This window comes from Lutimaribacter degradans, from assembly GCF_023703375.1.
In the GTDB taxonomy this organism is placed as follows: Bacteria; Pseudomonadota; Alphaproteobacteria; order Rhodobacterales; family Rhodobacteraceae; genus Lutimaribacter; species Lutimaribacter degradans.
On record NZ_JAMQGO010000001.1, the window covers coordinates 48,232 to 72,121 of the forward strand.

A 23,890-nucleotide genomic window follows, 5' to 3' on the forward strand; every position below is an offset into this window, starting at 1 on the left:
CACATGGCAGATCCTGATTTCCTGACAACGTCGCAAGGGCGGCGCATCGCCTATCAACAGACGCCGGGCAGCGGCCCTGGCGTGGTGTTCCTGGGCGGGTTCAAATCCGACATGGAGGGCACCAAGGCCCTGCACCTGGAAGAATGGGCGCGCGCCACGGGCCGGGCCTTTTTGCGGTTCGACTATTCCGGCCACGGCCAGAGCAGTGAGCGCTTCGAAGATGGCTGCATCGGCGCGTGGGCGGCGGATGCGATGGCCGTGATCGCCGAATTGACCGAGGGGCCGCAGATATTGGTGGGCTCATCCATGGGGGGCTGGATCTCGCTGTTGGTCTGCCGCGACATGGCCGAGCGCGTGTCGGGCCTTGTCACAGTCGCCGCAGCGCCCGATTTCACCGAGGATTCGATGTGGGCGGGATTTGACGATGCGCAGCGCGCGGCGCTGGCCCGTGATGGCAAGGTGGAACTGCCCAGCGAGTACGATGACAGCCCCTACGTGATCACGCAAAAGCTGATCGAGGATGGGCGCAACCATCTGGTGTTGCGCGATGCGTTGCCGTTGCGCTTTCCTGTGCGGTTCTTGCAGGGCACGGCGGATGAAGATGTCGACATGGCAGTGGCCCTGCGCCTGCTGAACCACGCGCAGGGCCCGGATATGCGCCTTACGCTGGTCGACGGGGCCGACCATCGCTTTTCCGACAGCGATTGCCTGGGCCTGATCGTGCAGTCAATCGACGAGGTCACGGCCCGCCTGGGGCACGCGTGACCCGCAGGGATTGCTCGGCCCGATCGGCTGCGGCATATCGCTGGTGCAGGTATGGTAAAAAGGGGGCTCGGGATGTCTGAACCGCTGGTGCTGTTGCCGGGAATGATGTGCGACGCGCGGCTTTTCGCGCCGCAACTGAACGTTCTGTCGCGCGAACGGGTGGTCAGCATCGCGCCCATCACCGGGGGCGAAAGGGTTGAAGAGATCGCGAGTGGCCTGCTCGATGCGCTGCCGCGCAAGTTTGCGCTGGCGGGGCTGAGCATGGGGGGCATCGTCGCGATGGAGATCCTGCGTCGCGCCCCCGACCGCGTGACGCGGATCGCATTGATGGATACCAACCCTCTGGCCGAGACCCCGCAAAGCGCCAGCGCGTACGAGCCTTTATTGATCAAGGCGCGCGCCGGGCGGCTGGACGAGGCGCTGCGCGACATGATGCGCCCCGACTTCCTGGCGCCGGGACCGGGGCGGGTGACGGTGATGAACGCCTTCCTGGAAATGGCCATCGAGATGGGCCCGGCGGTGTTCGACCGGCAGATCCGGGCGCTGCAACGTCGCCGCGACCAACAGCCCACGCTGCGCCGCTGCAAGGTGCCCGCGCTGGTTTTGTGCGGCGTGCATGATGGGCTGACCCCGCCCAAGCGGCACACGTTCATGGCCGAACTGATCCCTTATGCCGAACTGCGCCTGATCGACGAGGCGGGCCACCTGCCTACGCTCGAAGCGCCCGAGGCGGTGACGCAGGCGCTGAGGGATTGGCTTGCGCAGCCTTTGGTGTTGCGATGAGCATGCCGGGTCCCGCGGCGGCGCGGCCCTTTGGCGTGCAGATGCCAACCTGGCCCGCGCGCGCGCCCCGTCAGGCCGCCGCGCCGGCGCAGATCGCGCCCGACCTGGCCCACGCCCTGCGAGCGGCGGGGCTGCGTGATGGCGCCGCGTTGTCGTTTCATCACCATTTTCGCAACGGCGACGGGGTGCTGAACATCGCGCTCGACGCGGCGGCAACACTGGGGGTGGCCGATCTGACGGTGATGCCCAGCTCGGTCTTTCCGGTGCATGGGCCACTGGCGGGCCACATCGCGCGCGGGACGGTGGGTGGGTTGCGCACGGCCTACGTGGCCGGACCCGTGGCCAAGGGTCTTGGCAAGCTGGCGCGCCCTGCCGTTCTGACCACCCATGGCGGCCGCGCCCGCGATGTCGAAGCCGGCCGGGCCACGCCCGATATCGCCATCATCGCGGCGGCAATGGCTGATCGCGCGGGAAACCTGACCGGCTTGGCGGGCGATCAGGCCTTTGGCCCGATGGGATATGCCCAACCCGATGCGGCCCATGCCCGCCACGTCATCGCGGTGACTGACTGCCTTGTCGACGGGCTGCCGGTGCCGGCGTCCATCCCGGGCACGCAGGTCGACCAGATCGTGGTGCAAGACCGGATCGGCGCCGCGGCCGAGATCGTGTCGGGCACGACGCTGATCACGCAAGAGGTGCAGGGACAACATATTGCCGACATGGCGGCGCGGCTGATCGCGGCCTCGGGTGCGATGCGGCCGGGGTTCAATTTTCAGACAGGGGCCGGGGGCGTGTCGCTGGCGGTTGCGGCGCGGCTGGGCACCTTGATGGCCGAGTCGGGCGTAACGGGCGGTTTTGCCTGCGGCGGCATTACCGCGCCGCTGGTGGCGCTGCACCGCGCGGGGCTGTTCGCGCGCTTGCGCGACGTTCAGTGTTTTGACCTGGCAGGCGTCGAAAGCCTGGCGCGCGATGCCGGCCATACGGCCATGTCGGCCAGCGAGTATGCCCACCCCGACCGTGCCGATGCGGTGGTGAACGCGCTTGATGCGGTGATCCTGGGCGCGGCCGAGGTTGATCTGGATTTCAATGTGAATGTCACCACCGGCAGCGACGGTCGCATCCTTGGCGGCTCGGGCGGGCATGCCGATTGCGCGGCGGGCGCCGGGTTGTGCATCATCGTGACGCGGGCGACGGCACGGGGCATGTCGCGCATCGTCGACCGGGTGGCGTGCCGCACGACGCCGGGCCGCGATGTCGATGCCGTGGTGACCGAGCGCGGCGTGGCCGTGAACCCGGCCCGCCCGGAACTGGCTGAGCGCGCCCGCGCCGCCGACCTGCCCGTGACGACGCTGGACGAGATGCGCGCGGGCCTGCCCAAACCCGTCGCAACCGCCGCAGAGGGGCCGGTGACGGCCCTCTGCGAATACCGCGACGGTAGCGTGATCGACGTGATCCGGGGATACGATGGCCGATAGGGATTGGCGCCAACGACTGCGCCGTGGCCGACAGCGCGCGCAGATCTGGGCGCGGCGGCACATCCCGCCGGGGATGCGGCTGGTGGCGGGCTTGCTGGTGATGGTGGGCGGGTTGTTCGGCTTCTTGCCGGTGCTTGGCTTCTGGATGATCCCGCTGGGTCTTGCAATCGCTGCGCTTGACGTGGTGCCTGTGTGGCGCTGGCTGCGGGGACGCGCGGGAAAGCGGCGTTAGCGCACCGCCTTAAACTTTGACATTGCTCTGCCTTCTGGCTTCATGCGCACCGAAATGACCTAGATACCGCCGCGCAACATCGGCACGCCGCCAGGCCCCTGCGTCCGCGCAACCACGCCCGCGCGCAACGTGCGGCCGATGCGGTGGGCCAGCGCGCTCCAGGCGTTGGCCTTGGTCTCGGGCAGTTCCTGCCGCAGCACCATGTCGAACAGGCCCAGCCACGCGTCGAACATGCCCGGCCGCACGTTGCCTGCCTCCTTGTGCACCTGCATCACGTTGCCGTCGTAACCGCCGCTGTGCCGGATCGCCTTGCGCCAGAAGGCCGCGACCCTTTCTTCGTGCGCGGGCCAGTCATTCACGTGCACGGCGAATACCGGGGCCAACGCGGGATGTTCGCGCACATGGGCATAAAACGTCGCGACGACACGGGCGATTTCTTCATCACTGATCTCGAAACGGGGGGGCAGGGCGGTCATGGGCTTTCGGTGTCCTTTGGTGGGCATACTGTGCCCGCATGCGCCGCGATGCAACAGGCGGCCACATGACCCGGTAATCGGGGCAAACCGCTCTGGACGCGCGCGCAGGCAGCGCCTATAAGCCGCCCATGATGCACATGGCGGCACTCATTATTCGAATTAGCAGCCCGGCGCTCTGATCCAGTCGAGTCGCCGGGAAATAGGCGTCTGGACCGCCGCGCCGCCCCAAAACCCATCATTGAATTCACGTAAAGGACGCCCAGACATGTGCGCCGAAACGCCCGACTACAAAGACACCCTGAACCTGCCCAAAACCGATTTCCCCATGCGCGCGGGCCTGCCCAAGCGCGAGCCCGAGTGGCTGGAGCATTGGAACCGCATCGGCATCTATGACCGGCTGCGCGAAAAGCAGGGCCGCACGCCTTTTACCCTGCATGACGGCCCGCCCTATGCCAACGGGCACCTGCATATAGGCCACGCGCTGAACAAGACGATCAAGGACATGATCGTGCGTTCGCACCAGATGATGGGCTATGACAGCCGATACATCCCCGGCTGGGATTGCCACGGCCTGCCGATCGAGTGGAAGATCGAGGAACAATACCGCAAGAAGGGCCGCAACAAGGACGAGGTGCCGATCAACGATTTCCGCGCCGAGTGCCGGAAATTCGCCGAGGAATGGGTGGATATCCAGCGCGACGAGTTCCAGCGGCTGGGCATCACAGGCAACTGGGCCGACCCCTACCTGACGATGGATTTCCACGCAGAGCGCGTGATCGCCGAGGAATTCATGAAATTCCTGATGAACGGCACATTATACCAGGGGTCCAAGCCCGTGATGTGGTCGCCCATCGAGAAGACCGCGCTGGCCGAGGCCGAGGTGGAATATCACGACAAGGAAAGCTTCACCATCTGGGTGAAATTCAAGGTTGTGGAAGCTGATTGGCCAAATGAGGTCGAGTGCATTCAAAATGAGTCTGACGAGCGACAGGACAACTTGGAGTTTCTCAGGCAACTGAAAACTGATCTGACGGACGCAAGTGTGTTGATCTGGACCACCACACCCTGGACCATCCCGTCTAACAAATCTGTCGTCTACGGTGAAGAGATTTCTTACGGTCTTTATGAAGTAACCGGCACGCCAGACGAATGCTGGGCGAATGTCGGCGACCGCTTCATCCTGGCCGATAACTTGGCGAGCGATGTGATGGCAAGGGCTAGGTTGGAAGACACAATGTGGCGCAGAGTGCGTGACGTTGACACTTGGATGCTTGAAGGGCTCAAGCTGACCCACCCGCTGGCTGGGGCTGAAGGGGCGAATGGCGAATGGGATGACATCCGCGATTTCCGCGCCGCCGACTTCGTCACCGACACCGAAGGCACCGGGTTCGTTCATTGCGCGCCGTCGCACGGGATGGAGGAATATGAGCTTTACCGCGAATTGGGCATGCTGGATCAGGTCATCACCTATAACGTGCTGGATGACGGATCGTTCCGCGCCGATCTGCCGTTTTTCGGCGGTAAATACATCCTGTCCCGCAAAGGCGGCGAGGGCGACGCCAACAAAGCGGTGATCGACAAGCTGGTCGAGGTCGGCGGGCTGCTGGCGCGTGGCAAGATCAAGCACAGCTACCCGCATTCCTGGCGCTCGAAGGCACCGGTGATCTATCGCAACACGCCGCAATGGTTCGCCGCGATCGACCGTGCGGTGGGCGACGGGCAAGATACCTATGGCACGACGATCCGCCAACGCGCCCTGACCAGCATCGACGAGCTTGTGAAGTGGACGCCGAAATCCGGGCGCAACCGGCTTTACTCGATGATCGAGGCGCGCCCCGACTGGGTGTTGTCGCGTCAGCGCGCCTGGGGCGTGCCGCTGACCTGTTTCGTGAAAAAGGGCGCGCTGCCCACCGACCCTGATTTCCTGTTGCGCGACCCTGTCGTGAATACCCGCATCGCCGAGGCGTTCGAGGCCGAGGGCGCAGATGCGTGGTACAGGGACGGCGCGAAAGAGCGGTTCCTGGGCGATGATTACGACCCCACGGAATGGGAACAGGTGTTCGACATCCTCGACGTGTGGTTCGATTCCGGCTCGACCCATGCCTTTGTCCTGCGCGACCGCGAGGACGGCACCGAGGACGGCATTGCCGATGTCTACATGGAAGGCACCGACCAGCATCGGGGCTGGTTCCATTCCTCGATGTTGCAGGCTTGCGGCACCATCGGCCGCGCGCCCTATCGCAACGTGGTGACACATGGTTTCACTCTGGACGAGAAGGGCAACAAGATGTCCAAATCGCTGGGCAACACCATCGTGCCCGACGAGGTCATCAAGCAATATGGCGCCGACATCTTGCGGCTGTGGGTGGCGCAGACCGACTATACCGCCGATCAGCGCATTGGCCCGGAGATCCTCAAAGGGGTCGCCGACGGCTATCGGCGGCTGCGCAACACGATGCGCTTTATGTTGGGGGCGTTGGGGCATTTCAGCGATGCCGATCGCATCGAACCCGCCGACATGCCCGAGTTGGAGCGTTGGGTGCTGCATCGCATGGCCGAGTTGGACCAGACCGTGCGCGACGGTTATGCCGCCTTCGATTTCCAGGGCGTGTTCCAGCAATTGTTCAATTTCTGCACCGTTGACATGTCGGCCTTTTACTTCGACATCCGCAAGGACGCGCTTTACTGCGACGGCGACACGACCCGTCGCCGCGCGGCGCGCACGGTGATGGATTTGTTGTTCCACCGGCTGACCACGTGGCTGGCACCGATCCTGCCGTTCACGACCGAGGATGTGTGGCTGTCGCGTTTCCCCGGTGACGACAGCAGCGTGCATTTGCAGGACATGCCCGAAACGCCGGATACGTGGCGCGACGATGCGCTGGCGGTGAAATGGGCGATGGTGCGCCGCGCCCGTCGCGCCGTCACCGCCGCGCTTGAACTGCAACGCAGCGATAAGGTGATCGGCGCCAGCCTTGAGGCCGCGCCAGTGGTTCACGTGGCCGATGCCGAGATGCTGGCGGCGCTGAAATCGGTGGCGTTCGAGGATCTGTGCATCACTTCGGATATCGTGCTGACAGCCGATCCGGCCCCGGCCGAGGCCTATCGCCTTCCCGAGGTCGAAGGCGTGGGCGTGGTGTTCGAAAAGGCCGAAGGGCAGAAATGCCAGCGCTGCTGGAAAATTCTGCCCGACGTGGGCCAGCATGCTCATCCCGGCACGTGCAAGCGCTGTAACGACGCGCTGGGGTAAGGGGCGGGTCCAAGCCCCGCCGCGCCCCCTTACGGTCGGGCGCAGGGAAACCCCGGTTGGCAGGCTTCCAAGCGGTTGCTATCATCGGTGCGTCCTGGAAAGAGGAGCGCGCCGATGCAGCGCCGCATGATCCTGTCCCTGGCCGGCGCCGGCTTTCTGGCTGCATGCACCCCCGCCATCGCGCCGGGCGCGATGCGGCTGGCGCCGAACTCGACTCTGGTGGTGGTGCGGCACGCCGACCGTAACGGCGAAGATCTCAGCACCACGGGCAGCGCCCGGGCGCGTTCTCTGGTCGAGGTGCTGTCCAATACCGACCTTGCCGCCATCCATGCACCCGACATAAAGCGCAACCTTGATACCGCGGCGCCGCTGGCGCAGGCGCGGGGCCTGCCCGTCGTAACTCCGCGCGGCGCGTCGCTGACGCGCCAACTTGTGCGCCGGGCGCGTGGGCGCGGGGTGATCTGGATCGGCAACAAGAGCAACATACGCGAGATCTGGCGCGACCTGGCCCTGCCCGACCCCGCACCGCTGGACTATGGATCGCTGGCGATCATCCGCAGCGATGCCAACGGCGCCGTGACCGTCGAGCGGCGCAATGTTCCCGCTGACTGAAAACTTCGTGAAACGCGCGTCGTCTGATCTGGCCCCGGCACGTGGACCGCTCAAGGCATCTGCCCCTTTGATGCCGCACGCGCCCCGCTTGCGCCGGACGCTCGGACCCGGAACTGCCCGCGTGCCAACCCGCCTGTCGTGGCGGCCCGTCGAATGAGCGCGCGCCTGACTATCGACACGCCCACCGGCCCGCTGACCCTGACCGAAGAGGCCGGGGCGCTGACACAGGTGACATGGGGTGGTGGTGGCGATGATGATACGGTCCTCTTGCGCGCGGCGGCGGGGCAACTGACCGCGTATTTCGATGGGAAAAGAACCGAATTCGACCTGCCCCTGAAACTGTCAGGCAGCGCGACCCAGCGCGGGGTATGCACGGCCATCGCGGCGATCCCCTTTGGCGAAACGCGCACTTATGGCGAGATTGCGCGCGACCTTGGCTTGCCCGCGCAGGCGGTGGGGCAGGGCTGCGGCGCCAACCCGTTGCCGATTGTCATCCCGTGCCACCGGGTGCTGGGCGCGCATGGCCTGGGCGGGTTTTCGGGCGGTGCCGGTGTGGAAACCAAGGTCTGGCTTTTGCGCCACGAGGGCGCGGGCGGTTTCCTGATCTGACGGCTTGTCCTGTTCGGACGGGCGGCTGCTCTTTATCCACAAGTCAGCGGGTGTTTCTGTCGCAATCGCAACCTGCTTCAGCTTTTGTTCACAGCGTCGCGCGCAGGTACGATCTGCTGCACGATTCCCACCAGCACCAGGTAGAGGCTGGTCAGCACCAGGCCCCAATGGGCCCAGCTTTCAGGGTGGAAATCGACCCAGGCGGCCCACCCGGCGAAAAAGGTCCAGGCCAGCGCCACGGGCAGCGACACCAGCCGCCAACGCTCGGTGCGCACGGGATGGATGAATTTCAACGGCAGGAACATGGCCAGCGCCAGCCCGGCGACCAGCGCAAGGCTGACGTAGAAATCAGGCTCGACGGCGAACAGAACGATCACCAGCATGTTCCAGCAGCCGGGAAAGCCCGAAAAGGAATTGTCCTTTGCCTTCATGCGCGTGTCGGCGAAATAGACGACGCTGGCATAAGTGATGACGATGATGGCAAACCACCCCGTCCAGCCGGGCAGCAGGTCGGATTTGAACAGGGCAAAGGCCGGGATGAACACGTATGTCAGGTAGTCGATGATCAGATCCATCAACACGCCGTCGAACTCGCCAGCGTTGCTTTTCACGTCGTATTTGCGTGCCAGCGGCCCGTCGATGCCATCCACCGCAAAGGCGACGACCAGCCACAGGAACATCATGTCCCATCGTTCGTTGACCGCGGCCAGCATGGCCAGCATGGCGAAAACCGCGCCGGTCGCCGTGAGAAGATGAACCAGTATCGCCTTGACTCTTAATGACACATCAACCTGCCTTTCGGCCGCCAGTGGCCTTTGGGTGGGTGGCTTCGTACACCTCCATCAGGCGCGCGGTATCAACCGCCGTATAAGCCTGCGTGGTCGATAGAGAGGCATGACCCAGAAGTTCTTGTATGGCGCGTAAATCCCCGCCCGAATTCAACAAATGCGTGGCAAAGCTGTGGCGCAATGCGTGTGGCGTGGCGCTGGCGGGCAAGCCCAGTTGTAGCCTTGCCTGCTCCATCACCTTCTGGATCGCGCGCGGGCTGAGCGCGCCACCACGCACACCGCGGAACAGCGGGCCGTTTTCCTCGGTCTCGAAGGGGGTTAGCGCCAGGTATTCATCCACTGCCTGACGTGCCGCGGGCAGCACGGGAACCACGCGTTCCTTGCCGCCCTTGCCACGGATGCGCAGCACCTCGGGCAGAGGCGCGTCGGCCCCGGTCAGCGAAAGCGCCTCGGATATGCGCAGCCCCAGCCCGTAAAGCAATGTAACCACCGCCATGTCGCGCGCGGCAACCCAGGGGGCCCCGGCCTGCAGTTCGACGCGCGAAATCATTTCGCGCGCGGCATCCTCGGCCAGCGGGCGGGGCAGTTTCTTCTGGAACTTGGGCGAACGGGTGGCCAGCACGGCCGAAGGTTCGAACCCCTCGCGTTCGGCCAGCCAGCGATAAAAACTTTTGACGGCCGACAGTTTGCGCGCCAGCGAGCGCGCCCCTGTGTCGGGCCCGCGGGTGGCCGCCATCCATGCGCGCATGTCGCCGGTGGTGACACGGGCCAGCGCGGCCAAGCCCTGCGATGCGCCCTTGTGTTCGGTCATGAAGGCAAGAAAGCCCAGGACATCGCGGCGATAGGCCTCGATCGTGTTGTCTGACGCGCCCTTCAGCGCCTTTTGCCGCTCCAGCCAGGCGACAAGCGCATCGCGTGCTGCGGGCGAAACGGCCGTCATGACAACCAGCGGCGCATCGCCCGTTCGAACACGCCCCCGAAAAAGCTCAAGAGGTCGGTGCCGTGGGACGGGGCGAATTGATGCGGGTCTTCGGCCCCCATCACCAGCATACCCGGCAGGCGCCCCGGCCCGAGATCGAGCCGCAGGCACGCCTCGGAGCGTATCCAGCCGGCCGCGTCGCCATAAATCGCCTCGCTGCCCTCTTCCATCTGGCGCAGGGTGACGGGCCGGGTGGGGGCCGACCGCCCGTTGCTCAGGTAGCTGTCGATGAAACCGGGTTCGGCCACGCTCAGCACGTCGCCCATGCGTTGCACCGCCGGGTCGGCGTCGGATTGCACGGTTTCCAGCACCAGCCGCATCACGTCGACGCGCAGGATATCGGCCACCTCGCCGCCCAGGTCGCGCAGGAAGGTTTCGAAATCGACAGGGTCGAGCATCCGCAGGATCGCGCGGTGCACCTGGTTGGTGCCGGCAAGGTTTTCGTAGGCGGCAGCGATGACGCTGCGGTGCGTGTCTTCGAGCCGGTCCAGTCGCGCTTCGAGCCGGTCCATCGCCACGCCGCGCAGGTCTATCACGTTGCCGCCCATCGCCCGTTCGCTTGCCGCTACCAGCGCGCGCATCAGGTCGTGGTCGTCCAGGATCACGTCGGGCTGTGACAGGATGCGATCGCGCAGCGTGTCATCGATACGGGGCTTTGTGGTCATGCTCGTCTCGGCCTTGTTTTTCACGACCTTAGCAGGCCGGCACGCGGTTTTCCGCATGTTTTTTCATCTGGTGCGGGATTTGGTGCCTTCTTGTCAACGGATAAGGCCCGCCATGCGGGCGGGCCTTGCATTGAGTTCATGATACGGTGGCACGCATCAGACGATCTTGATGCCGGCGGCCTCGGCATCTTTCAGGAACTGCTCCAACCCCTTGTCGGTAAGTGGATGCTGGGCCAGTTTCTGGATCACCTCTGGCGGTGCAGTCATGACATCGGCGCCGATGCGGGCGGCCTCGGTCACGTGGTTCACCGTGCGGATCGAGGCGGCCAGGATCTCGGTTTCAAAGCCGTAATTGTCATAGATCTGGCGGATATCCGCGATCAACTGCATGCCATCGAGGTTGATGTCATCCAGCCGCCCGATGAACGGGCTGATGAAGCTGGCGCCCGCCTTGGCGGCCAGCAAGGCCTGGTTGGCCGAAAAGCACAGTGTCACGTTGATCATGTGGCCCTCGGCCGACAGGGTCTTGCACGCTTTCAACCCGTCCCATGTCAGGGGCAGCTTGATGGCGATATTGTCGGCGATGTTGGCCAGTTTGCGCCCTTCGGCGATCATCGCCTCGGCCTCGGTGGCGACGACCTCGGCCGAAACGGGCCCATCGACCAGCTCGGCGATCTCGCGCGTCACTTCGAGGATGTCGCGCCCCGATTTCTTGATCAGCGAGGGGTTGGTGGTCACGCCATCGACGATGCCCAATGCGTTCAACTCGGCAATGGCGGCGATATCGGCGGTATCGACAAAGAACTTCATTCGGTGCCTCTCTTTCGGGCGGTGGTCTTGCTCTGCCCTGCCTTTACCCCATAGACCTGTGCCCCGAAACCCCGATTTCCGAAAGGTGCCGCGGCATATGCGCGATTTCTTCCACGAGGATCAGCTGGTGGCGGTGCTGACCACCCAGCCACTGGATCGCCTGCTGGATTACCGCGCGCCCGAAGGCGGGTGTTTCCTGGGGGCTTTCGTCGAGGTGCCGCTGGGCCCGCGCAAGGTGCTGGGCGTGGTCTGGGGGGCGGGCAAGGGCGATTTCGACCGTGCGAAGATCCGCCCCATCACGCGTGTGCTGGATGCCCCGCCGATGCGCGAAGAGATGCAGGACTTCCTGACACGCGCGGGCGCGTACACGCTGACGCCGATGACACAGATGCTGCGGCTGGCCACGCGCGCGCCGGGCCTGGGCGATCCGCCGTCGATGCGGCGCATCTATCGGCTGGGGCAGGGGGTGCCCGACCGCATGACCGAGGCCCGCGCCCGCGTGCTGGAGGTGCTGCGCGACTATGGCGGGCTGGCCTTTACCCTGGGCGAACTGGCCGAGATGGCGGGCGTGTCTTCATCCGTCATCAAGGGGCTGGTGAAGCAGGGCGCCGTGGCCGAAGAGGACAGCCCGCGCGATCTGCCTTTCGCGCCGCTTGACCCCGATTATGGCGGCAAGGCCCTGACGCCCGCGCAGGCAGAAGGCGCCGAGCGGCTGCGGGCAGGCGTGCAATCGGGTCGCTACGGGACCACGCTTTTGCGCGGTGTCACCGGGTCGGGCAAGACCGAGGTGTATCTCGAAGCCGTGGCAGAATGTCTGCGCAAGGGGCGACAGGCGCTGGTGCTTTTGCCCGAGATCGCGCTGACGCAGGAATTCGTTGCCCGGGTCGAGGCACGTTTTGGCGCGCGGCCCGCCGAGTGGCATTCAGGCGTGACCATGACCGAACGCCGCCGGACATGGAAGATGGTGGCGACGGGGGGCGCACAGCTTGTCGTGGGCGCGCGCTCGGCGCTGTTCTTGCCCTATCGCGACCTGGGCCTGATCGTCGTGGATGAAGAGCATGACACGTCCTACAAGCAGGAAGAGGGAGTGTTGTACAACGCCCGCGACATGGCGGTGTTGCGGGCCTCGATCTGCGGCGCACGCGTGGTGCTGGCCTCGGCCACGCCAAGCCTTGAAAGCTGGGCCAATGCCGAAGCCGGCAAGTATGAAAAACTGGTGCTGGGCGACCGCTTTGGCGACAGCGTGTTGCCCGACATGCGCGCCATCGACATGCGCGCCGAGAAACTGCCGGGCGATCGCTGGGTGTCACCGACGTTGCAGGCGGCCGTGCAGGCGAGGGTCGATGCCGGGGAACAGGCGCTGCTGTTCATCAACCGGCGCGGCTATGCCCCCATCACGCTGTGCCGGGCCTGCGGGCACCAGGTCGGGTGTGACCATTGCGACGCGCGGATGGTCGAGCACCGGTTTCTCAAGCGCCTGGTGTGCCACCAATGCGGCGAGACCAGGCCGATGCCGGAAAAATGCCCCGCCTGCGACGCGGAGGACCGCCTTGCCCCCGTTGGCCCGGGGGTTGAGCGTTTGAGCGAAGAGGCGCAAGCGCTGTTCCCCGATGCACGCATTGCCACGCTGAGTTCCGACATGTTCGGCAGCGCCCGCGCGTTGAAAGAGCAGATAGCCGCGATAGCGGCGGGCGAGGCCGATATCATCATCGGCACGCAATTGGTTGCAAAGGGGCACAACTTTCCGCTGCTGACGCTGGTGGGCGTGATAGACGCGGACCTGGGGCTGCAAGGATCTGACCTGCGCGCGGCCGAGCGGACGTTCCAGCTGATGCGGCAGGTGGCCGGACGCGCGGGGCGCGCGGAAAAGCGCGGCGTGGCGATGTTGCAGACATTCCAACCTGAACACCCGGTGATCCGCGCCATCCTGGCCGGCGACGAGGAAGGCTTCTGGCGCGCAGAGGCGGCCGAACGGCAACAGGCGGGCGTGCCGCCCTATGGACGCATGGCGGGCGTGGTGATCTCCTCTCCCGATGCGCAGGTAGCGTTTGATATCGGCACGCAACTGGCAAGAGCCGACGGGCCGCTGCGCCAGATCGGCGCGCAGGTTTTCGGCCCCGCACCGGCCCCGATTGCCCGGATCCGCGGGCGCCACCGGGTGCGGTTACTGGTCAAGGCGGGCAAGGGCGTGGCGTTGCAAGGCGCGATGCGCGCCTGGGTGGGGCAGTTGCGCCTGCCGGCACAGGCGCGGCTGGCCGTCGATATCGACCCGCAGAGCTTTTTCTGACACCGGGGTATTCAGGCGGAGTGGCGGTGCCACGCAGGTATGGTTTTCGCCAGGGGCTTTGCCCCTCTTGGGCCTGCGGCCCAATTCACCCCAGGGTATTTTCGGCAAGAGGAAGCAGGGGACTGGCCCCCTGGATCAGGCGGCGGCGGTGGCAGTGCCGCGCTGATCGACGAGGACATCGGTCACCATTGCGCCGATCCACATGCAGAAAAGCGCCAGCCACGCCGTGCCCGCGAAGACCGACCCGCCCGTGACGCCCGCTCCGATTGCGCAGCCACCGGCCAGCATCGCGCCGAAGCCCATCAGAACGGCCCCCGTCATCGACCGGCGCATGTTGGATTCATCGGTGAAGCCCTGGAACTTGAACTCGCCCTTCAACAGCGCCGAGACCATCGAGCCGACGACGACACCGGGAACCAGCCCGATCGAGAATTGCAGCGCCTCGCCGCGCGACAGGAAAAACATCAACGTATGCGCCGAAGGCCCCGAGAAGGTGACGCTTTCGATCGTGATGGGGTCGAAGGCCATTTGCGCCAGGTTGTAGGTGGCCACCCAGCCGATCGCCACCGCGAAGCCCACTCCGGCGCCAAAGACCAGCCGGCTTGCCGATATGCGGTTTTTCCACGACAGCACCAGCGCCAGCACGGCGAATACCACGCCGATAGCCAGCCCCGCCCCTTGCGGCAGGCCGAGCGCGGCCAGCAGGTCGAGGTTGCGCCCGCCCGAGGTCGTCCAGAGCGCGGCCAGGGTGTCGCGCGGGCCCGACAGGATGCCCGACAGGCTCATCTGGGCCACCACGGCAAAGATCAGCCCCGAAACGACCGAGCGCAGGTTGCCCGTGGCCGCCAGAACCAGCAACCGCCCCGAGCAGCCCCGCGCCAGCACCATCCCGACGCCGAACAAGAGCCCGCCGATGATCGCGCCCGACCAACTGCCCGGCACCGCCATCTGCCGGCCTTCGGCGGCGTCGAACAGGCCCAGAAGCTGCGCCCCTTGCACCCAGACCAGCGCGGTGGAAAAAGTCAGGAACCACACGGCCACCTTGTCGCCCATCTGGCCGCGGGCGAATTCCGCCGTGGCCGCGCGCAAGCAAAAGCGCGAGCGTTGCGCCGAGACGCCGAAAACCACGCCTGTCATCACGCCCAGAAGCGCGGCGGTCGGGGCCTCTCCGATCCATTCGACAAGGGCAAGAAGATCCATCGCGCGTCTCCGGGTTTTGCGGCGTTTCGGCGCTGTCTGTCGCATGGCGCGCAAATTCGTGCCTTGATTCAGATCAGAACGGTGCGAAAGCGACCGTGACCGCGTCGCAATCGGGGCGGACGGCCTGGCGCGCGCGCGGTATTCCCCCCCTATCGTCCACGGCGTTGCAGGGAGGTGCGCCATGACCCAAGCGATGAACGAGATCGCGGCAGCGCAGGCCCAGGCGATGGCCATGCTGGCGCTGGCCGCGATGCCTGTGAGCGTCAGCGCCGATGTGGTCGCGCTGGAAGGGGGCGAAGACCCGGCCTTTGGCACCGTGCGTTGGCGCACGCTGTTTTGTGCCGACAGAACCAGCACGCAGGGCATGGTTGTGGGCGTGGCCGAGTTCGGCGCGCATGGCACGCTCAAGCCTCATCGCCACGGCGCGGCCGAAATCTATTTTGGCCTGACGGGCCGCGGCACGGTAACGATCGAAGGTGTGGCGCACACCATCGGGCCGGGCACCGCGCTGTTCATTCCGGGCGAGGTTCTGCACGGCACCGTGGCCGGCCCCGACGGGCTGCAATTTCTTTACGCCTTTCCGCGTGACCGGTTTTCAGAGATCGATTATCGTTTTGCAGCCGAGGGGTAGGCCCGCGCATCGCCTGTTGCATGGCCCGGTCGCGCCGCGCCTGTCGCGGTGATGCGATGCCTTGCCGGGGGTGCATGGCCGGCTTGATATCAGTGCACTCGCCAAGCCCGTGAAAAGGGCGTAAAGCCATTAACATGAGAACCATGCCCCTGGCCGAGGCGCGGCATCTGCCGCTCTGGCGGCGCCCCACGAGTTTGCTGTTTGCCATGGCCCTGGCCATGCCCATCGCCTTTGCGACCTGGTCGGCGCTGCTCAATAATTTCGTGGTCGAGGCGGCAGGGTTCGACGGGGCCGATATCGGCCTGTTGCACACGGTGCGCGAAATCCCGGGCTTTTTGGCGGTGGGAGTCATCGCGATCATAATTTTCATGCGCGAACAGGTGCTTGGGCTTGTTTCCCTGATCCTGTTGGGGGCGGCGACGGCGATTACAGCGTGGTTTCCCTCGCTTGGCGGTATCCTGACGATCACCATGCTCAGCTCGATCGGGTTTCATTATTACGAAACGGTCAACCAGTCGCTGCAATTGCAATGGCTGCCGAAAGACCGCGCGCCGCAGATCCTGGGATGGCTGCTGGCCGCGGGATCGGCGGCGACGCTGGTGGCCTATGTGCTGATCGTGCTGACATGGGAAGCGTTCGACCTGTCCTACAACCTGGTCTACCTGGCGTCGGGGGGGATAACCGCAGCGCTGGCGGTGTTCTGCCTGTTGGCATACCCCCAGTTCGAGGCACCCAACCCCCAGGTCAAGAAATTCATCCTGCGTCGGCGTTACTGGCTTTATTACGCGTTACAATTCATGGCCGGGGCACGGCGGCAGATCTTCATGGTTTTCGCAGGGTTCATGATGGTCGAGAAATTCGGCTTCGAGGTTCACGAGGTGACGGGGCTGTTCCTGATCAACCTGGTGATCAACATGGGTTTGGCGCCCGTGTTCGGGCGGGCCGTGGCGCGGTTTGGCGAGCGCAACACGCTGGTCTTTGAATATGCCGGGCTGGTGCTGGTGTTCCTGGCCTATGGCGGGATCTACTGGTTCGGCTGGGGGGTGTTGCTGGCCTCGGTGTTATACGTGGTAGACCACATGCTTTTCGCCCTCGCGCTGGCGCTGAAGACCTATTTCCAGAAGATCGCCGATCCGGGCGATATCGCACCCACTGCGGCGGTGGCCTTTACCATCAACCATATCGCGGCGGTCGGGCTGCCCTGGGTGCTTGGCTTGTTGTGGCTGGTTGCGCCGGGGGCGGTGTTCGGTTTGGCCGCGGCCATGGCGGGCACCTCGCTTCTGTTGGCGCTGATGATTCCGCGCCACCCCGAGCCGGGCAACGAAACCGTTCTTTCGCGCTTTGTCGCCCCCGCGCCGGCAGAATAGCGAAACCACATGCCATTGCCGCATCGGGCGCCGGGGCGGACAAGAAACAAGAGGCCAGGGAATGTCCCAGTCAGCGACCGCAAAGTTCACCACCGGCTCGACCATGCGGCACGTGGTGGTGATGACGCTGACGGGCTCCTTGGGGCTGAGCTTCATGTTCCTGGTGGATTTCCTGGCGCTGTTCTGGATCAGCCAGCTTGGGCGCGAAGACCTGATCGCGGCGCTGGGTTTCGCCGCGACGGTGCAGTTTTTCCTGATCTCGATATCGGTCGGCATGATGATCGCGGCGGTCGCGCTGGTCAGCCGCGCGCTGGGGCAGGGCAACCCGGACCGCGCCCGGCGCATTGCCACGTCGTCAATGATCTATGCCGTCGCGATGCAGGGCGGCATCGCGGTAACGGTATTCGTGCTGCGCGGGCATATCCTGGCCTGGTCGGGCGCCGAGGGCGAGGTGCTGGACGTGGCGGCGCAGTTCCTGGGTATCTCGGTGATGTCGCTGCCACTGATCGCTCTCGGCATGAGCGCGGCGGCGGTGCTGCGCGCCGCGGGTGAGGCGTGGCGCGCGATGATGGTGACGACCACGGGCGGGTTGGTGGCGCTGGTGGTCGATCCGGTGTTGATCATCTGGTTGGAACTGGGCGTGCCCGGGGCCGCCATGGCGATCGTGATATCGCGGTTGGTGATGGCCTGTGCGGGGCTTTACTGGGTGGCGGGCAAGGGGTTGCTGGCGCCGCCCGCGCCCGGCGATCTGCGCGATACCATGGCGCCCTTCCTGGGCATCGCGCTGCCGGCGGTGGCGACGCAGGTTTCCACCCCGTTCGGCAACTGGGTGCTGATCCGCGCCATGGCCGAACATGGTGACAGCGCCGTGGCAGGGCTTGGCGTGGCCGCGCGGTTGCAGATCCTTGGGTTCGGCGGGATCTTTGCGCTGTCGGGGGCCATCGGTGGTATCATCGGGCAGAACCACGGCGCCGGCCTGCCCGGGCGAGTGCGGCAATCCTATGTCGACGCGTTGAAATTCTGCGCGATCTATACCGCGATCGTCTGGGCGCTCATGGTCGCGCTTGCCGATCCGCTGGCGCGGGCTTTTGGACTGACGGGGCAGGCGGCCGAAGTGTTGCACTGGTTCGCCCATGTCGGGGCGGGGTCGTTCATGTTCACCGGGGCGTTGTTCGTGGCCAACGCGGCCTTCAACAACCTGGGACGGCCAATCTGGGCCACAGTGGCCAACTGGACGCGCGACGGCGCCATGATGGCGCCGCTGGCCTTTGGGCTGGGCGCGGTGTATGCCGCGCCGGGGGTTATCGCGGGGCAGGCCGTTGCCAATATCCTTGCGGGCACTCTGGCCGCCTGGGTTGGCTGGCGCTTTGTCAGCGGCAGGCTTGACCGCACCGCGCGCCCGGCCTAACGCCAACCTGCGACGATAGCGGAGACAACGACATGCCCACCTTTACCGCCATGACCACCCTGTCCGGCAAGGACCGCGCCGAGGCATTGGGCCTTGCCGTCGAGAACCTTGTGCCCGAACCCGCCGGTGTTGGCGTTTTCGAGATCGAGGACGACTCGGGACTGTGGGAGGTCGCCTGTTATTTCACCGAAAGCCCCGATGACACCGGGCTGGCGCTGCTGGCCGCGGCCCACGACGCCAAGCCGTTTGCCATTTCCGAACTGCCGGAAACCGATTGGGTCGCCAAGGTGCGGCGCGAGTTGACCCCGGTCGAGGCAGGGCGGTTTTTCGTCTATGGTAGCCATGACGCCGACAAGGTGCCGGCGACATGCGAACCGTTGCTGATCGAGGCGGCGATGGCATTCGGCACCGGGCATCATGGCACGACGCTGGGCTGCCTGCGCGCGCTTGACCGTCTGGCCAATGACGGGTTCACCGGGCGCAATGTCGTGGATATCGGCTGCGGCACCGCCGTTTTGGCCATGGCGGCCGCGCGGATCTGGCCCGACACGGTGCTGGCCAGCGATATCGACGCCGTCGCCGTCGAGGTGGCCGAGGCAAACGTGGCCGCGAACGACCTTCAGGGCCGGGTGCGCTGTCTTGAGGCCACGGGTTTTGACCACCCCGAGTTGCAGGCTGCCGCACCGTTCGACCTGGTCTTTGCCAATATCCTGAAAGGGCCGCTGATCGCCCTTGCCCCGGATGTGGCCAAGAACACCGGCCCGGATGCGAAGGTGATTCTTTCCGGGATACTGAACGAGCAGGCGGATGAGGTTATCTTGGTTTATTCACGGTTTGGCATCAATCTGACGCACCGTGAAGAGATTGGTGAATGGACGACGCTCACGCTGGTGAATAACAACTAATTCAAGCCCAAATTGAGGTGTGTTTTAGGCGTTTGCCCCATTTTTGCCGCATTTTGGGGGCATACAGAATTTTGACACTGGTGGGGGCCGGTATCAAGTATTCGGAGTTCAAGATGGACGAGGCTGCCACTGATTTCCAGAAGCGATTGAAGCGCATTGGAAAGCGACATGCGCGTCTTGAGCATGGCTATGTTTCGGTCGTGGGTGAAGACGGGCTGATCATTACCAAGCCCAAGCGCAAATCCGGCGGGTTCCCGCTGCGCGTTCTGGCGACCCTGGTGCTGTGTTTCTTCGGTTTCAAGATCCTGTTGATCAGCCAACTGGGTCCGGAAGGATACGCCACTCGCGTCGACCTGTTGAAAACCGGCACGGTGATCGAACAGGGCGGTGCGTGGCTATTGCAGGCCGATCCCGTTTCACTGGCTGTTGCAGACGGTATAAACAAACTGACCCTCTGATCTCTCGCAGAGGCGTCCTCCCCCGGCTCAGGTTCGGTTGACAGAACATCGGGGGTCAAAGGAAAAGGCCGCGTCCCTTTAGGGGCGCGGCCTTTCTCGTGGGTGTCGGTAGGGCGCTTAACCGCGTGCCACCGTGTCGATGTCACCGCGGCACAGGCCGATATCATCGAGTTCGCGGTCGGACAGCTTGTTCAGCGCGTTACGGGTCACGCGCGCGTCGTTCCATGCGGCGACGGCGGCAACAAGGCGTGAGAACAGGTTGCCACGGCGAGGGGTGGTGCCGAAGGCTGCGGGGCGGTGGGCGTCGAAAACTGCCATTTTCGTGATCCTTTTGAGCAAGATTTGGGCGGGCTGGAAACTCAGCGTTCTGATGGGGCAAATAGGGGGGGCGCTCACGCCGCGCAAGCAGCCATTTTTGCATAGGCGTCATGCAGCTTTTGCATGTGTCGCGTCGGCGGCAAAACCCTTTAAAACAAGGCTGAAATCCGCCTGAATCGGATGGCGATCTGCCTGTGTGTCGGCGCGATTCCGCCACGCGTGACGCTGCGATGCAGCAAGGTGTCGTTTTTGGCCCGTGGCGCTTTCGGCTTGGCGTTTGTTCGCCTTTCGTGCTACTGCGTCAGAAAAGCAACAATATGCAGGGCAGTGATGAGGATTTTGGGCATCGACCCGGGGTTGCGGAACCTTGGCTGGGGCGTGATCGACGCGCAGGGCAGCCGACTCAGGCACGTGGCGAACGGAATTTTACATTCATCCGGCACCGATCTGGCACGCCGCCTGCTGTCTTTGCACGCGCAATTGACCGATATCCTGCACACCCATGCCCCTGACACGGCGGCGGTTGAACACACATTCGTCAACAAGGATGGGGCCGGCACGTTGAAACTTGGCCAGGCGCGGGCCATCGCCCTGCTGGTGCCGGCGCAGTTCGGCATCGAGGTGGGCGAATACGCCCCCAACGCGGTGAAAAAGACGGTGGTGGGCGTGGGCCACGCGCAAAAGGGACAGGTGGAGCACATGGTCGCCATGCAACTGCCCGGCGTCAAAATCGCGGGGCCCGACGCGGCCGACGCGTTGGCGGTGGCGATCTGCCACGCCTACCAGGGGGCGGCCAGCACCCGGCTGAACGAAGCTGTGCGGAGGGCCAGCGCATGATCGGCAAGATCGCGGGGCGGATCGATTACCGTGCGGAAGACCACGTTTTGATCGATGTGGGCGGTGTGGGATACCTTGTCTATTGCTCGGATCGCACGCTGGCGGCGCTGCCCGGCGCGGGCGAGGCGACGGCGCTCTATACAGATCTGCTGGTACGCGAGGATATCCTGCAGCTTTATGGTTTCGTCACGCTGGTGGAAAAGGAATGGCATCGCCTTTTGATGAGCGTGCAAGGCGTGGGCGCCAAGGCCTCGCTGGCGATCCTTGGCGCGCTTGGCCCTGATGGTGTCAGCCGCGCCATCGCCCTGGGCGACTGGAACGCGGTGAAGGCCGCCAAGGGGATCGGCCCCAAGACCGCGCAGCGCGTGGTGAACGAACTTAAGGACAAGGCCCCCGGCATCATGGCTTTGGGGGCCGGCATGGCCGCCGCGTCAGGCGAGGCCCCCGCTCAAGTGGTCGAGGGCAGCACGCCTGCGCCCAACGCGGCCGCCTACGCGCCCGCCAAGGGCAATGCCGCCGCACAATCCGAGGCGCTGTCGGCGCTGTCGAACCTGGGCTATGCCCCCGGTGAGGCGGCCAGCGCCGTGGCGCAGGCCGCCGGAGACGCGCCCGAGGCCGGCACGCCCGAGTTGATCCGCGCGGCGTTGAAACTGCTGGCACCGAAAGGGTAGGGGCATGGGCACGCTCAACAGGCGGGGTGACCTGTCTCGTACCGAACGCCACCCGCGGCATAAGGAGCGCCGAACATGACCGGCCCCGACCCCACGCTGCGCCCCGATCCCAGGCCCGAGGATGGCGATCGTGCGCTGCGCCCGCAGGTACTGGACGAATTCATCGGCCAGGCCGAAGCACGCGCAAACCTCAAGGTGTTCATCCAGTCCGCACGCCAGCGTGGCGAAGCGATGGATCACACGCTGTTCCATGGCCCTCCCGGTCTGGGCAAGACCACGCTGGCGCAGATCATGGCCAAGGAACTGGGCGTCAATTTCCGCATGACCAGCGGCCCGGTGCTGGCCAAGGCGGGCGACCTCGCGGCGATATTGACCAACCTGGAATCGCGCGATGTTCTGTTCATCGACGAGATCCATCGCTTGAACCCCGCGGTCGAAGAGGTGCTTTACCCCGCGCTGGAAGATTTCGAACTTGACCTCGTGATCGGCGAGGGCCCGGCGGCGCGCACCGTGCGGATCGAGTTGCAGCCCTTTACACTGGTGGGCGCCACGACACGCATGGGCCTGCTGACCACGCCGTTGCGTGACCGTTTCGGCATCCCCACCCGGCTGAATTTCTACACCCGCGACGAGTTGCACGAGATCGTTACCCGCAACGCCCGCCTGATGGGCGCGCCCGCCACGCCAGAGGGTGCGATGGAAATCGCCCGTCGCTCGCGCGGGACACCGCGGATTGCCGGGCGGCTGCTGCGCCGGGTGGTCGATTTCGCCGTGGTCGAGGGCGAGGGGCGCGTCACGAAAGAGATCGCCGACCACGCGCTGACACGTCTTGGGGTCGATGACCTCGGCCTGGACGGCGCCGACCGTCGATATTTGCGGCTGATCGCCGAAAACTATGCCGGCGGTCCAGTAGGCATCGAAACCCTGTCGGCGGCGCTGTCGGAAAGTCGCGACAGCCTGGAAGAGGTGATCGAACCCTTCTTGCTGCAGCAAGGCCTTATTCAGCGTACGCCGCGCGGGCGGATGCTGGCGCAAAAGGGCTGGACGCATCTGGGCCTTGCCGCGCCGCGCCCGCCCGGGCAGAACGACCTGTTCGGCCAGTAACACCGGCTTGCACCCGTCACCCGCCCCGCGCTATGCGGGCCGCGCGCCCAGACGGAGGAGCCATGACCGACCCGACATCCCTGACACCCGACGAGGTGACGGCGCTGTTTACCCGCGCCGATGACCAGTTCCTTTTCGCGCGTTGGGGGCGGCCCATCGCGCCGGTGGTTTTCGGCGTGCAGGATGCCACGCTGGAAACGGTCAAGGGCGCGCTCGAGGCGGTCGCCGCGCTGTCGGGCCACAAGCTGGCCGAGACCGACCCGGAACTGGGCGCCAACCTGATGGTGTTCTTTTTCCGCGAATGGGACGAACTGCCCGAGGTGCCGAATCTCGATCGGCTGATACCGGACCTGGGTCCACTGGTCGCGCGGCTGAAATCGGTCGATGCCAACCAGTATCGCGTCTTTCGGTTCGACGAACAGGGCGGGATCAAGGCAGCGTTCGTTTTCCTGCGGATGGATGCAGAACTTTCGAAACTCCCGGCCGACGTGCTGGCGCTTGGCCAGGTAGTGCAAACCTTCCTTTTATGGTCCGACACGGCCTTCACCGACCGCTCGGCGCTGGCCGTGATGCAGGACCGCACGATCCTGCGCCCCGACATCGCCGCGCTGCTGCGCGCGGCCTATGACCCGGTGCTTCCCGTGGCCAGCAGCGATCCGTCCCACGCGCTCAGGCTCGCGGCGCGAATGGCCCGGGCCGCGCCGCCCAGCTGATGCGCGTCTTCGTCGGCCTGCCGCTGCCCGACGCGGCGAGCGAGGCGCTGGAGGCGCTGCAATCCGACCTGCGCGCGGGCCGTCACGTGCCGCCCGAAAACCTGCACCTGACGCTGGCCTTCCTGGGCGAGGTCACCCTGCCCGATCTCGAAGCGCTCCATCTTGAGTTGCAACAGGTCTCCTGGTCCCCGTTCGAGCTGCGGCTCTCGGGGCTGGAGCTTTTCGGCGGCCCCCATCCCCGCGCGCTGGTCATCGAGGCCAGGGGCGGCAAGCCGCTGCGCCACCTGCGCGACAAAATCCGCAGCGCCGCGCGCGGCATTGGCCTCGACCTGCCGCGCACACGGTTTCGCCCGCATGTCACGCTGGCCCGGTTTCCCCGCGACATGTCCACGCAGGATGCCACCAGCCTCGGCCGCTTCCTGGCCGCGCATGGCGACGCGGCGTTGCCCGCGATGTCGGTCGCCGGTTTCGCGCTTTACCGGTCTCATCTCGCCCGCGATGGCGCGCGATACGAGGTGCTTGCGGACTATCCCGCGACGGCCTAGCT

25 protein-coding genes are annotated in these 23,890 nt (G+C 65.3%); 18 read left to right on the forward strand and 7 right to left on the reverse strand.

The window, feature by feature from the left end; translation table 11 throughout:
• Positions 1–3: 3 nt before the first annotated feature.
• From M8744_RS00255 to M8744_RS00270, 4 genes are all read left to right on the forward strand, one after another.
• Positions 4–765, forward strand: a complete 762-nt coding sequence (locus M8744_RS00255) for an alpha/beta fold hydrolase (protein ID WP_251407607.1) — start codon at positions 4–6, stop codon at positions 763–765.
• Positions 766–837: 72 nt separating this feature from the next.
• Positions 838–1,548, forward strand: coding sequence for an alpha/beta fold hydrolase (locus tag M8744_RS00260; RefSeq protein ID WP_251407610.1), 711 nt, complete (start codon positions 838–840; stop codon positions 1,546–1,548).
• Entirely contained in the window at positions 1,545–3,023 is a 1,479-nt protein-coding gene (locus M8744_RS00265) for a citrate lyase subunit alpha (protein ID WP_251407614.1), read from the forward strand. The genes M8744_RS00260 and M8744_RS00265 overlap by 4 nt, the downstream gene beginning before the upstream one ends.
• The gene (locus M8744_RS00270; RefSeq protein ID WP_251407617.1) at positions 3,013–3,255 is read left to right on the forward strand and encodes a hypothetical protein; all 243 of its coding nucleotides are present in this window, start codon (positions 3,013–3,015) and stop codon (positions 3,253–3,255) included. The genes M8744_RS00265 and M8744_RS00270 overlap by 11 nt, the downstream gene beginning before the upstream one ends.
• Positions 3,256–3,314: 59 nt before the next feature.
• Here M8744_RS00270 and M8744_RS00275 read toward each other — a convergent pair whose 3' ends face one another.
• Entirely contained in the window at positions 3,315–3,731 is a 417-nt protein-coding gene (locus tag M8744_RS00275) for a group III truncated hemoglobin (RefSeq protein ID WP_251407619.1), read from the reverse strand.
• 265 nt (positions 3,732–3,996) lie between these two features.
• Between M8744_RS00275 and ileS the strand changes: the two genes are divergently transcribed.
• From ileS to M8744_RS00290, 3 genes are all read left to right on the forward strand, one after another.
• Positions 3,997–6,981: an isoleucine--tRNA ligase gene (gene ileS / locus M8744_RS00280; protein WP_251407622.1), complete on the forward strand. Its 2,985-nt coding sequence runs from the start codon at positions 3,997–3,999 to the stop codon at positions 6,979–6,981.
• Between the two features lie 114 nt (positions 6,982–7,095).
• Complete coding sequence (locus M8744_RS00285; RefSeq protein ID WP_251407625.1) at positions 7,096–7,593, forward strand: histidine phosphatase family protein; 498 nt, start codon at positions 7,096–7,098, stop codon at positions 7,591–7,593.
• Between the two features lie 153 nt (positions 7,594–7,746).
• Positions 7,747–8,202 carry a methylated-DNA--[protein]-cysteine S-methyltransferase gene (locus M8744_RS00290; protein ID WP_251407628.1) on the forward strand — a complete coding sequence of 152 codons (456 nt, stop codon included), beginning with the start codon at positions 7,747–7,749 and terminating at the stop codon, positions 8,200–8,202.
• Between the two features lie 77 nt (positions 8,203–8,279).
• Here M8744_RS00290 and M8744_RS00295 read toward each other — a convergent pair whose 3' ends face one another.
• The 4 genes from M8744_RS00295 to fsa all read right to left on the reverse strand — a co-directional run bounded on the left by M8744_RS00295 (position 8,280) and on the right by fsa (position 11,444).
• Positions 8,280–8,987, reverse strand: coding sequence for a CDP-alcohol phosphatidyltransferase family protein (locus M8744_RS00295; protein ID WP_251407631.1), 708 nt, complete (start codon positions 8,985–8,987; stop codon positions 8,280–8,282).
• Between the two features lies 1 nt (position 8,988).
• Complete coding sequence (locus tag M8744_RS00300; RefSeq protein WP_251407634.1) at positions 8,989–9,930, reverse strand: tyrosine recombinase XerC; 942 nt, start codon at positions 9,928–9,930, stop codon at positions 8,989–8,991.
• Positions 9,927–10,634 (reverse strand): DUF484 family protein, encoded by a 708-nt coding sequence (locus M8744_RS00305; RefSeq protein WP_251407637.1) that lies wholly within the window; start codon positions 10,632–10,634, stop codon positions 9,927–9,929. Before M8744_RS00305 ends, M8744_RS00300 begins: the two co-directional genes overlap by 4 nt.
• Before the next feature lie 156 nt (positions 10,635–10,790).
• Positions 10,791–11,444, reverse strand: a complete 654-nt coding sequence (gene fsa / locus M8744_RS00310; RefSeq protein WP_251407640.1) for a fructose-6-phosphate aldolase — start codon at positions 11,442–11,444, stop codon at positions 10,791–10,793.
• Positions 11,445–11,541: 97 nt separating this feature from the next.
• On the opposite strand from fsa, the gene M8744_RS00315 reads away from it, so the two are divergent.
• Positions 11,542–13,731: a primosomal protein N' gene (locus tag M8744_RS00315; RefSeq protein ID WP_251407643.1), complete on the forward strand. Its 2,190-nt coding sequence runs from the start codon at positions 11,542–11,544 to the stop codon at positions 13,729–13,731.
• Positions 13,732–13,866: 135 nt separating this feature from the next.
• Here M8744_RS00315 and M8744_RS00320 read toward each other — a convergent pair whose 3' ends face one another.
• The gene (locus tag M8744_RS00320) at positions 13,867–14,931 is read right to left on the reverse strand and encodes a YeeE/YedE family protein (protein WP_251407646.1); all 1,065 of its coding nucleotides are present in this window, start codon (positions 14,929–14,931) and stop codon (positions 13,867–13,869) included.
• Positions 14,932–15,112: 181 nt separating this feature from the next.
• On the opposite strand from M8744_RS00320, the gene M8744_RS00325 reads away from it, so the two are divergent.
• The 5 genes from M8744_RS00325 to M8744_RS00345 all read left to right on the forward strand — a co-directional run bounded on the left by M8744_RS00325 (position 15,113) and on the right by M8744_RS00345 (position 19,700).
• On the forward strand, positions 15,113–15,562 hold the full coding sequence (locus M8744_RS00325) for a cupin domain-containing protein (protein WP_251407649.1): 450 nt from the start codon (positions 15,113–15,115) through the stop codon (positions 15,560–15,562).
• 134 nt (positions 15,563–15,696) lie between these two features.
• The gene (locus M8744_RS00330) at positions 15,697–16,929 is read left to right on the forward strand and encodes an MFS transporter (RefSeq protein WP_251407652.1); all 1,233 of its coding nucleotides are present in this window, start codon (positions 15,697–15,699) and stop codon (positions 16,927–16,929) included.
• Between the two features lie 61 nt (positions 16,930–16,990).
• The gene (locus M8744_RS00335) at positions 16,991–18,337 is read left to right on the forward strand and encodes an MATE family efflux transporter (protein ID WP_251407654.1); all 1,347 of its coding nucleotides are present in this window, start codon (positions 16,991–16,993) and stop codon (positions 18,335–18,337) included.
• 32 nt (positions 18,338–18,369) lie between these two features.
• A complete protein-coding gene (locus tag M8744_RS00340) occupies positions 18,370–19,242 on the forward strand; it encodes a 50S ribosomal protein L11 methyltransferase (protein ID WP_251407657.1) in 873 nt (290 codons plus the stop codon).
• Between the two features lie 71 nt (positions 19,243–19,313).
• Positions 19,314–19,700: a hypothetical protein gene (locus M8744_RS00345; RefSeq protein WP_256473992.1), complete on the forward strand. Its 387-nt coding sequence runs from the start codon at positions 19,314–19,316 to the stop codon at positions 19,698–19,700.
• Between the two features lie 117 nt (positions 19,701–19,817).
• On the opposite strand, the gene M8744_RS00350 is transcribed toward M8744_RS00345, so the two are convergent.
• Positions 19,818–20,018, reverse strand: a complete 201-nt coding sequence (locus M8744_RS00350; RefSeq protein WP_251407660.1) for a DUF1127 domain-containing protein — start codon at positions 20,016–20,018, stop codon at positions 19,818–19,820.
• A 330-nt stretch (positions 20,019–20,348) separates the two neighbouring features.
• Between M8744_RS00350 and ruvC the strand changes: the two genes are divergently transcribed.
• The 5 genes from ruvC (at position 20,349) to thpR (ending at position 23,888) form a co-directional block, all read left to right on the forward strand.
• Positions 20,349–20,855 (forward strand): crossover junction endodeoxyribonuclease RuvC, encoded by a 507-nt coding sequence (gene ruvC / locus M8744_RS00355; protein WP_251407663.1) that lies wholly within the window; start codon positions 20,349–20,351, stop codon positions 20,853–20,855.
• Positions 20,852–21,526, forward strand: coding sequence for a Holliday junction branch migration protein RuvA (gene ruvA / locus M8744_RS00360; protein ID WP_251407666.1), 675 nt, complete (start codon positions 20,852–20,854; stop codon positions 21,524–21,526). Before ruvC ends, ruvA begins: the two co-directional genes overlap by 4 nt.
• A 75-nt stretch (positions 21,527–21,601) precedes the next feature.
• Positions 21,602–22,630, forward strand: a complete 1,029-nt coding sequence (gene ruvB, locus M8744_RS00365) for a Holliday junction branch migration DNA helicase RuvB (RefSeq protein ID WP_251407669.1) — start codon at positions 21,602–21,604, stop codon at positions 22,628–22,630.
• Between the two features lie 62 nt (positions 22,631–22,692).
• Positions 22,693–23,343 carry a hypothetical protein gene (locus M8744_RS00370; protein ID WP_251407672.1) on the forward strand — a complete coding sequence of 217 codons (651 nt, stop codon included), beginning with the start codon at positions 22,693–22,695 and terminating at the stop codon, positions 23,341–23,343.
• Positions 23,343–23,888: an RNA 2',3'-cyclic phosphodiesterase gene (gene thpR, locus M8744_RS00375; protein WP_251407675.1), complete on the forward strand. Its 546-nt coding sequence runs from the start codon at positions 23,343–23,345 to the stop codon at positions 23,886–23,888. The genes M8744_RS00370 and thpR overlap by 1 nt, the downstream gene beginning before the upstream one ends.
• Positions 23,889–23,890 lie beyond the last annotated feature (2 nt).

Coding starts and splice junctions, on each gene's coding strand:
- M8744_RS00305 (WP_251407637.1), bottom strand. CDS start 10,634: ATGACCACAAAGCCCCGTATCGATGACACGCTGCGCGATCGCATCCTG.
- fsa (WP_251407640.1), bottom strand. CDS start 11,444: ATGAAGTTCTTTGTCGATACCGCCGATATCGCCGCCATTGCCGAGTTG.
- M8744_RS00285 (WP_251407625.1), top strand. CDS start 7,096: ATGCAGCGCCGCATGATCCTGTCCCTGGCCGGCGCCGGCTTTCTGGCT.
- M8744_RS00320 (WP_251407646.1), bottom strand. CDS start 14,931: ATGGATCTTCTTGCCCTTGTCGAATGGATCGGAGAGGCCCCGACCGCC.
- M8744_RS00340 (WP_251407657.1), top strand. CDS start 18,370: ATGCCCACCTTTACCGCCATGACCACCCTGTCCGGCAAGGACCGCGCC.
- ruvC (WP_251407663.1), top strand. CDS start 20,349: ATGAGGATTTTGGGCATCGACCCGGGGTTGCGGAACCTTGGCTGGGGC.
- ruvA (WP_251407666.1), top strand. CDS start 20,852: ATGATCGGCAAGATCGCGGGGCGGATCGATTACCGTGCGGAAGACCAC.
- M8744_RS00260 (WP_251407610.1), top strand. CDS start 838: ATGTCTGAACCGCTGGTGCTGTTGCCGGGAATGATGTGCGACGCGCGG.
- M8744_RS00335 (WP_251407654.1), top strand. CDS start 16,991: ATGTCCCAGTCAGCGACCGCAAAGTTCACCACCGGCTCGACCATGCGG.
- M8744_RS00330 (WP_251407652.1), top strand. CDS start 15,697: ATGAGAACCATGCCCCTGGCCGAGGCGCGGCATCTGCCGCTCTGGCGG.
- M8744_RS00325 (WP_251407649.1), top strand. CDS start 15,113: ATGACCCAAGCGATGAACGAGATCGCGGCAGCGCAGGCCCAGGCGATG.
- M8744_RS00265 (WP_251407614.1), top strand. CDS start 1,545: ATGAGCATGCCGGGTCCCGCGGCGGCGCGGCCCTTTGGCGTGCAGATG.
- M8744_RS00290 (WP_251407628.1), top strand. CDS start 7,747: ATGAGCGCGCGCCTGACTATCGACACGCCCACCGGCCCGCTGACCCTG.
- ileS (WP_251407622.1), top strand. CDS start 3,997: ATGTGCGCCGAAACGCCCGACTACAAAGACACCCTGAACCTGCCCAAA.
- M8744_RS00270 (WP_251407617.1), top strand. CDS start 3,013: ATGGCCGATAGGGATTGGCGCCAACGACTGCGCCGTGGCCGACAGCGC.
- M8744_RS00255 (WP_251407607.1), top strand. CDS start 4: ATGGCAGATCCTGATTTCCTGACAACGTCGCAAGGGCGGCGCATCGCC.
- M8744_RS00350 (WP_251407660.1), bottom strand. CDS start 20,018: ATGGCAGTTTTCGACGCCCACCGCCCCGCAGCCTTCGGCACCACCCCT.
- M8744_RS00275 (WP_251407619.1), bottom strand. CDS start 3,731: ATGACCGCCCTGCCCCCCCGTTTCGAGATCAGTGATGAAGAAATCGCC.
- M8744_RS00370 (WP_251407672.1), top strand. CDS start 22,693: ATGACCGACCCGACATCCCTGACACCCGACGAGGTGACGGCGCTGTTT.
- M8744_RS00315 (WP_251407643.1), top strand. CDS start 11,542: ATGCGCGATTTCTTCCACGAGGATCAGCTGGTGGCGGTGCTGACCACC.
- ruvB (WP_251407669.1), top strand. CDS start 21,602: ATGACCGGCCCCGACCCCACGCTGCGCCCCGATCCCAGGCCCGAGGAT.
- M8744_RS00300 (WP_251407634.1), bottom strand. CDS start 9,930: ATGACGGCCGTTTCGCCCGCAGCACGCGATGCGCTTGTCGCCTGGCTG.
- thpR (WP_251407675.1), top strand. CDS start 23,343: ATGCGCGTCTTCGTCGGCCTGCCGCTGCCCGACGCGGCGAGCGAGGCG.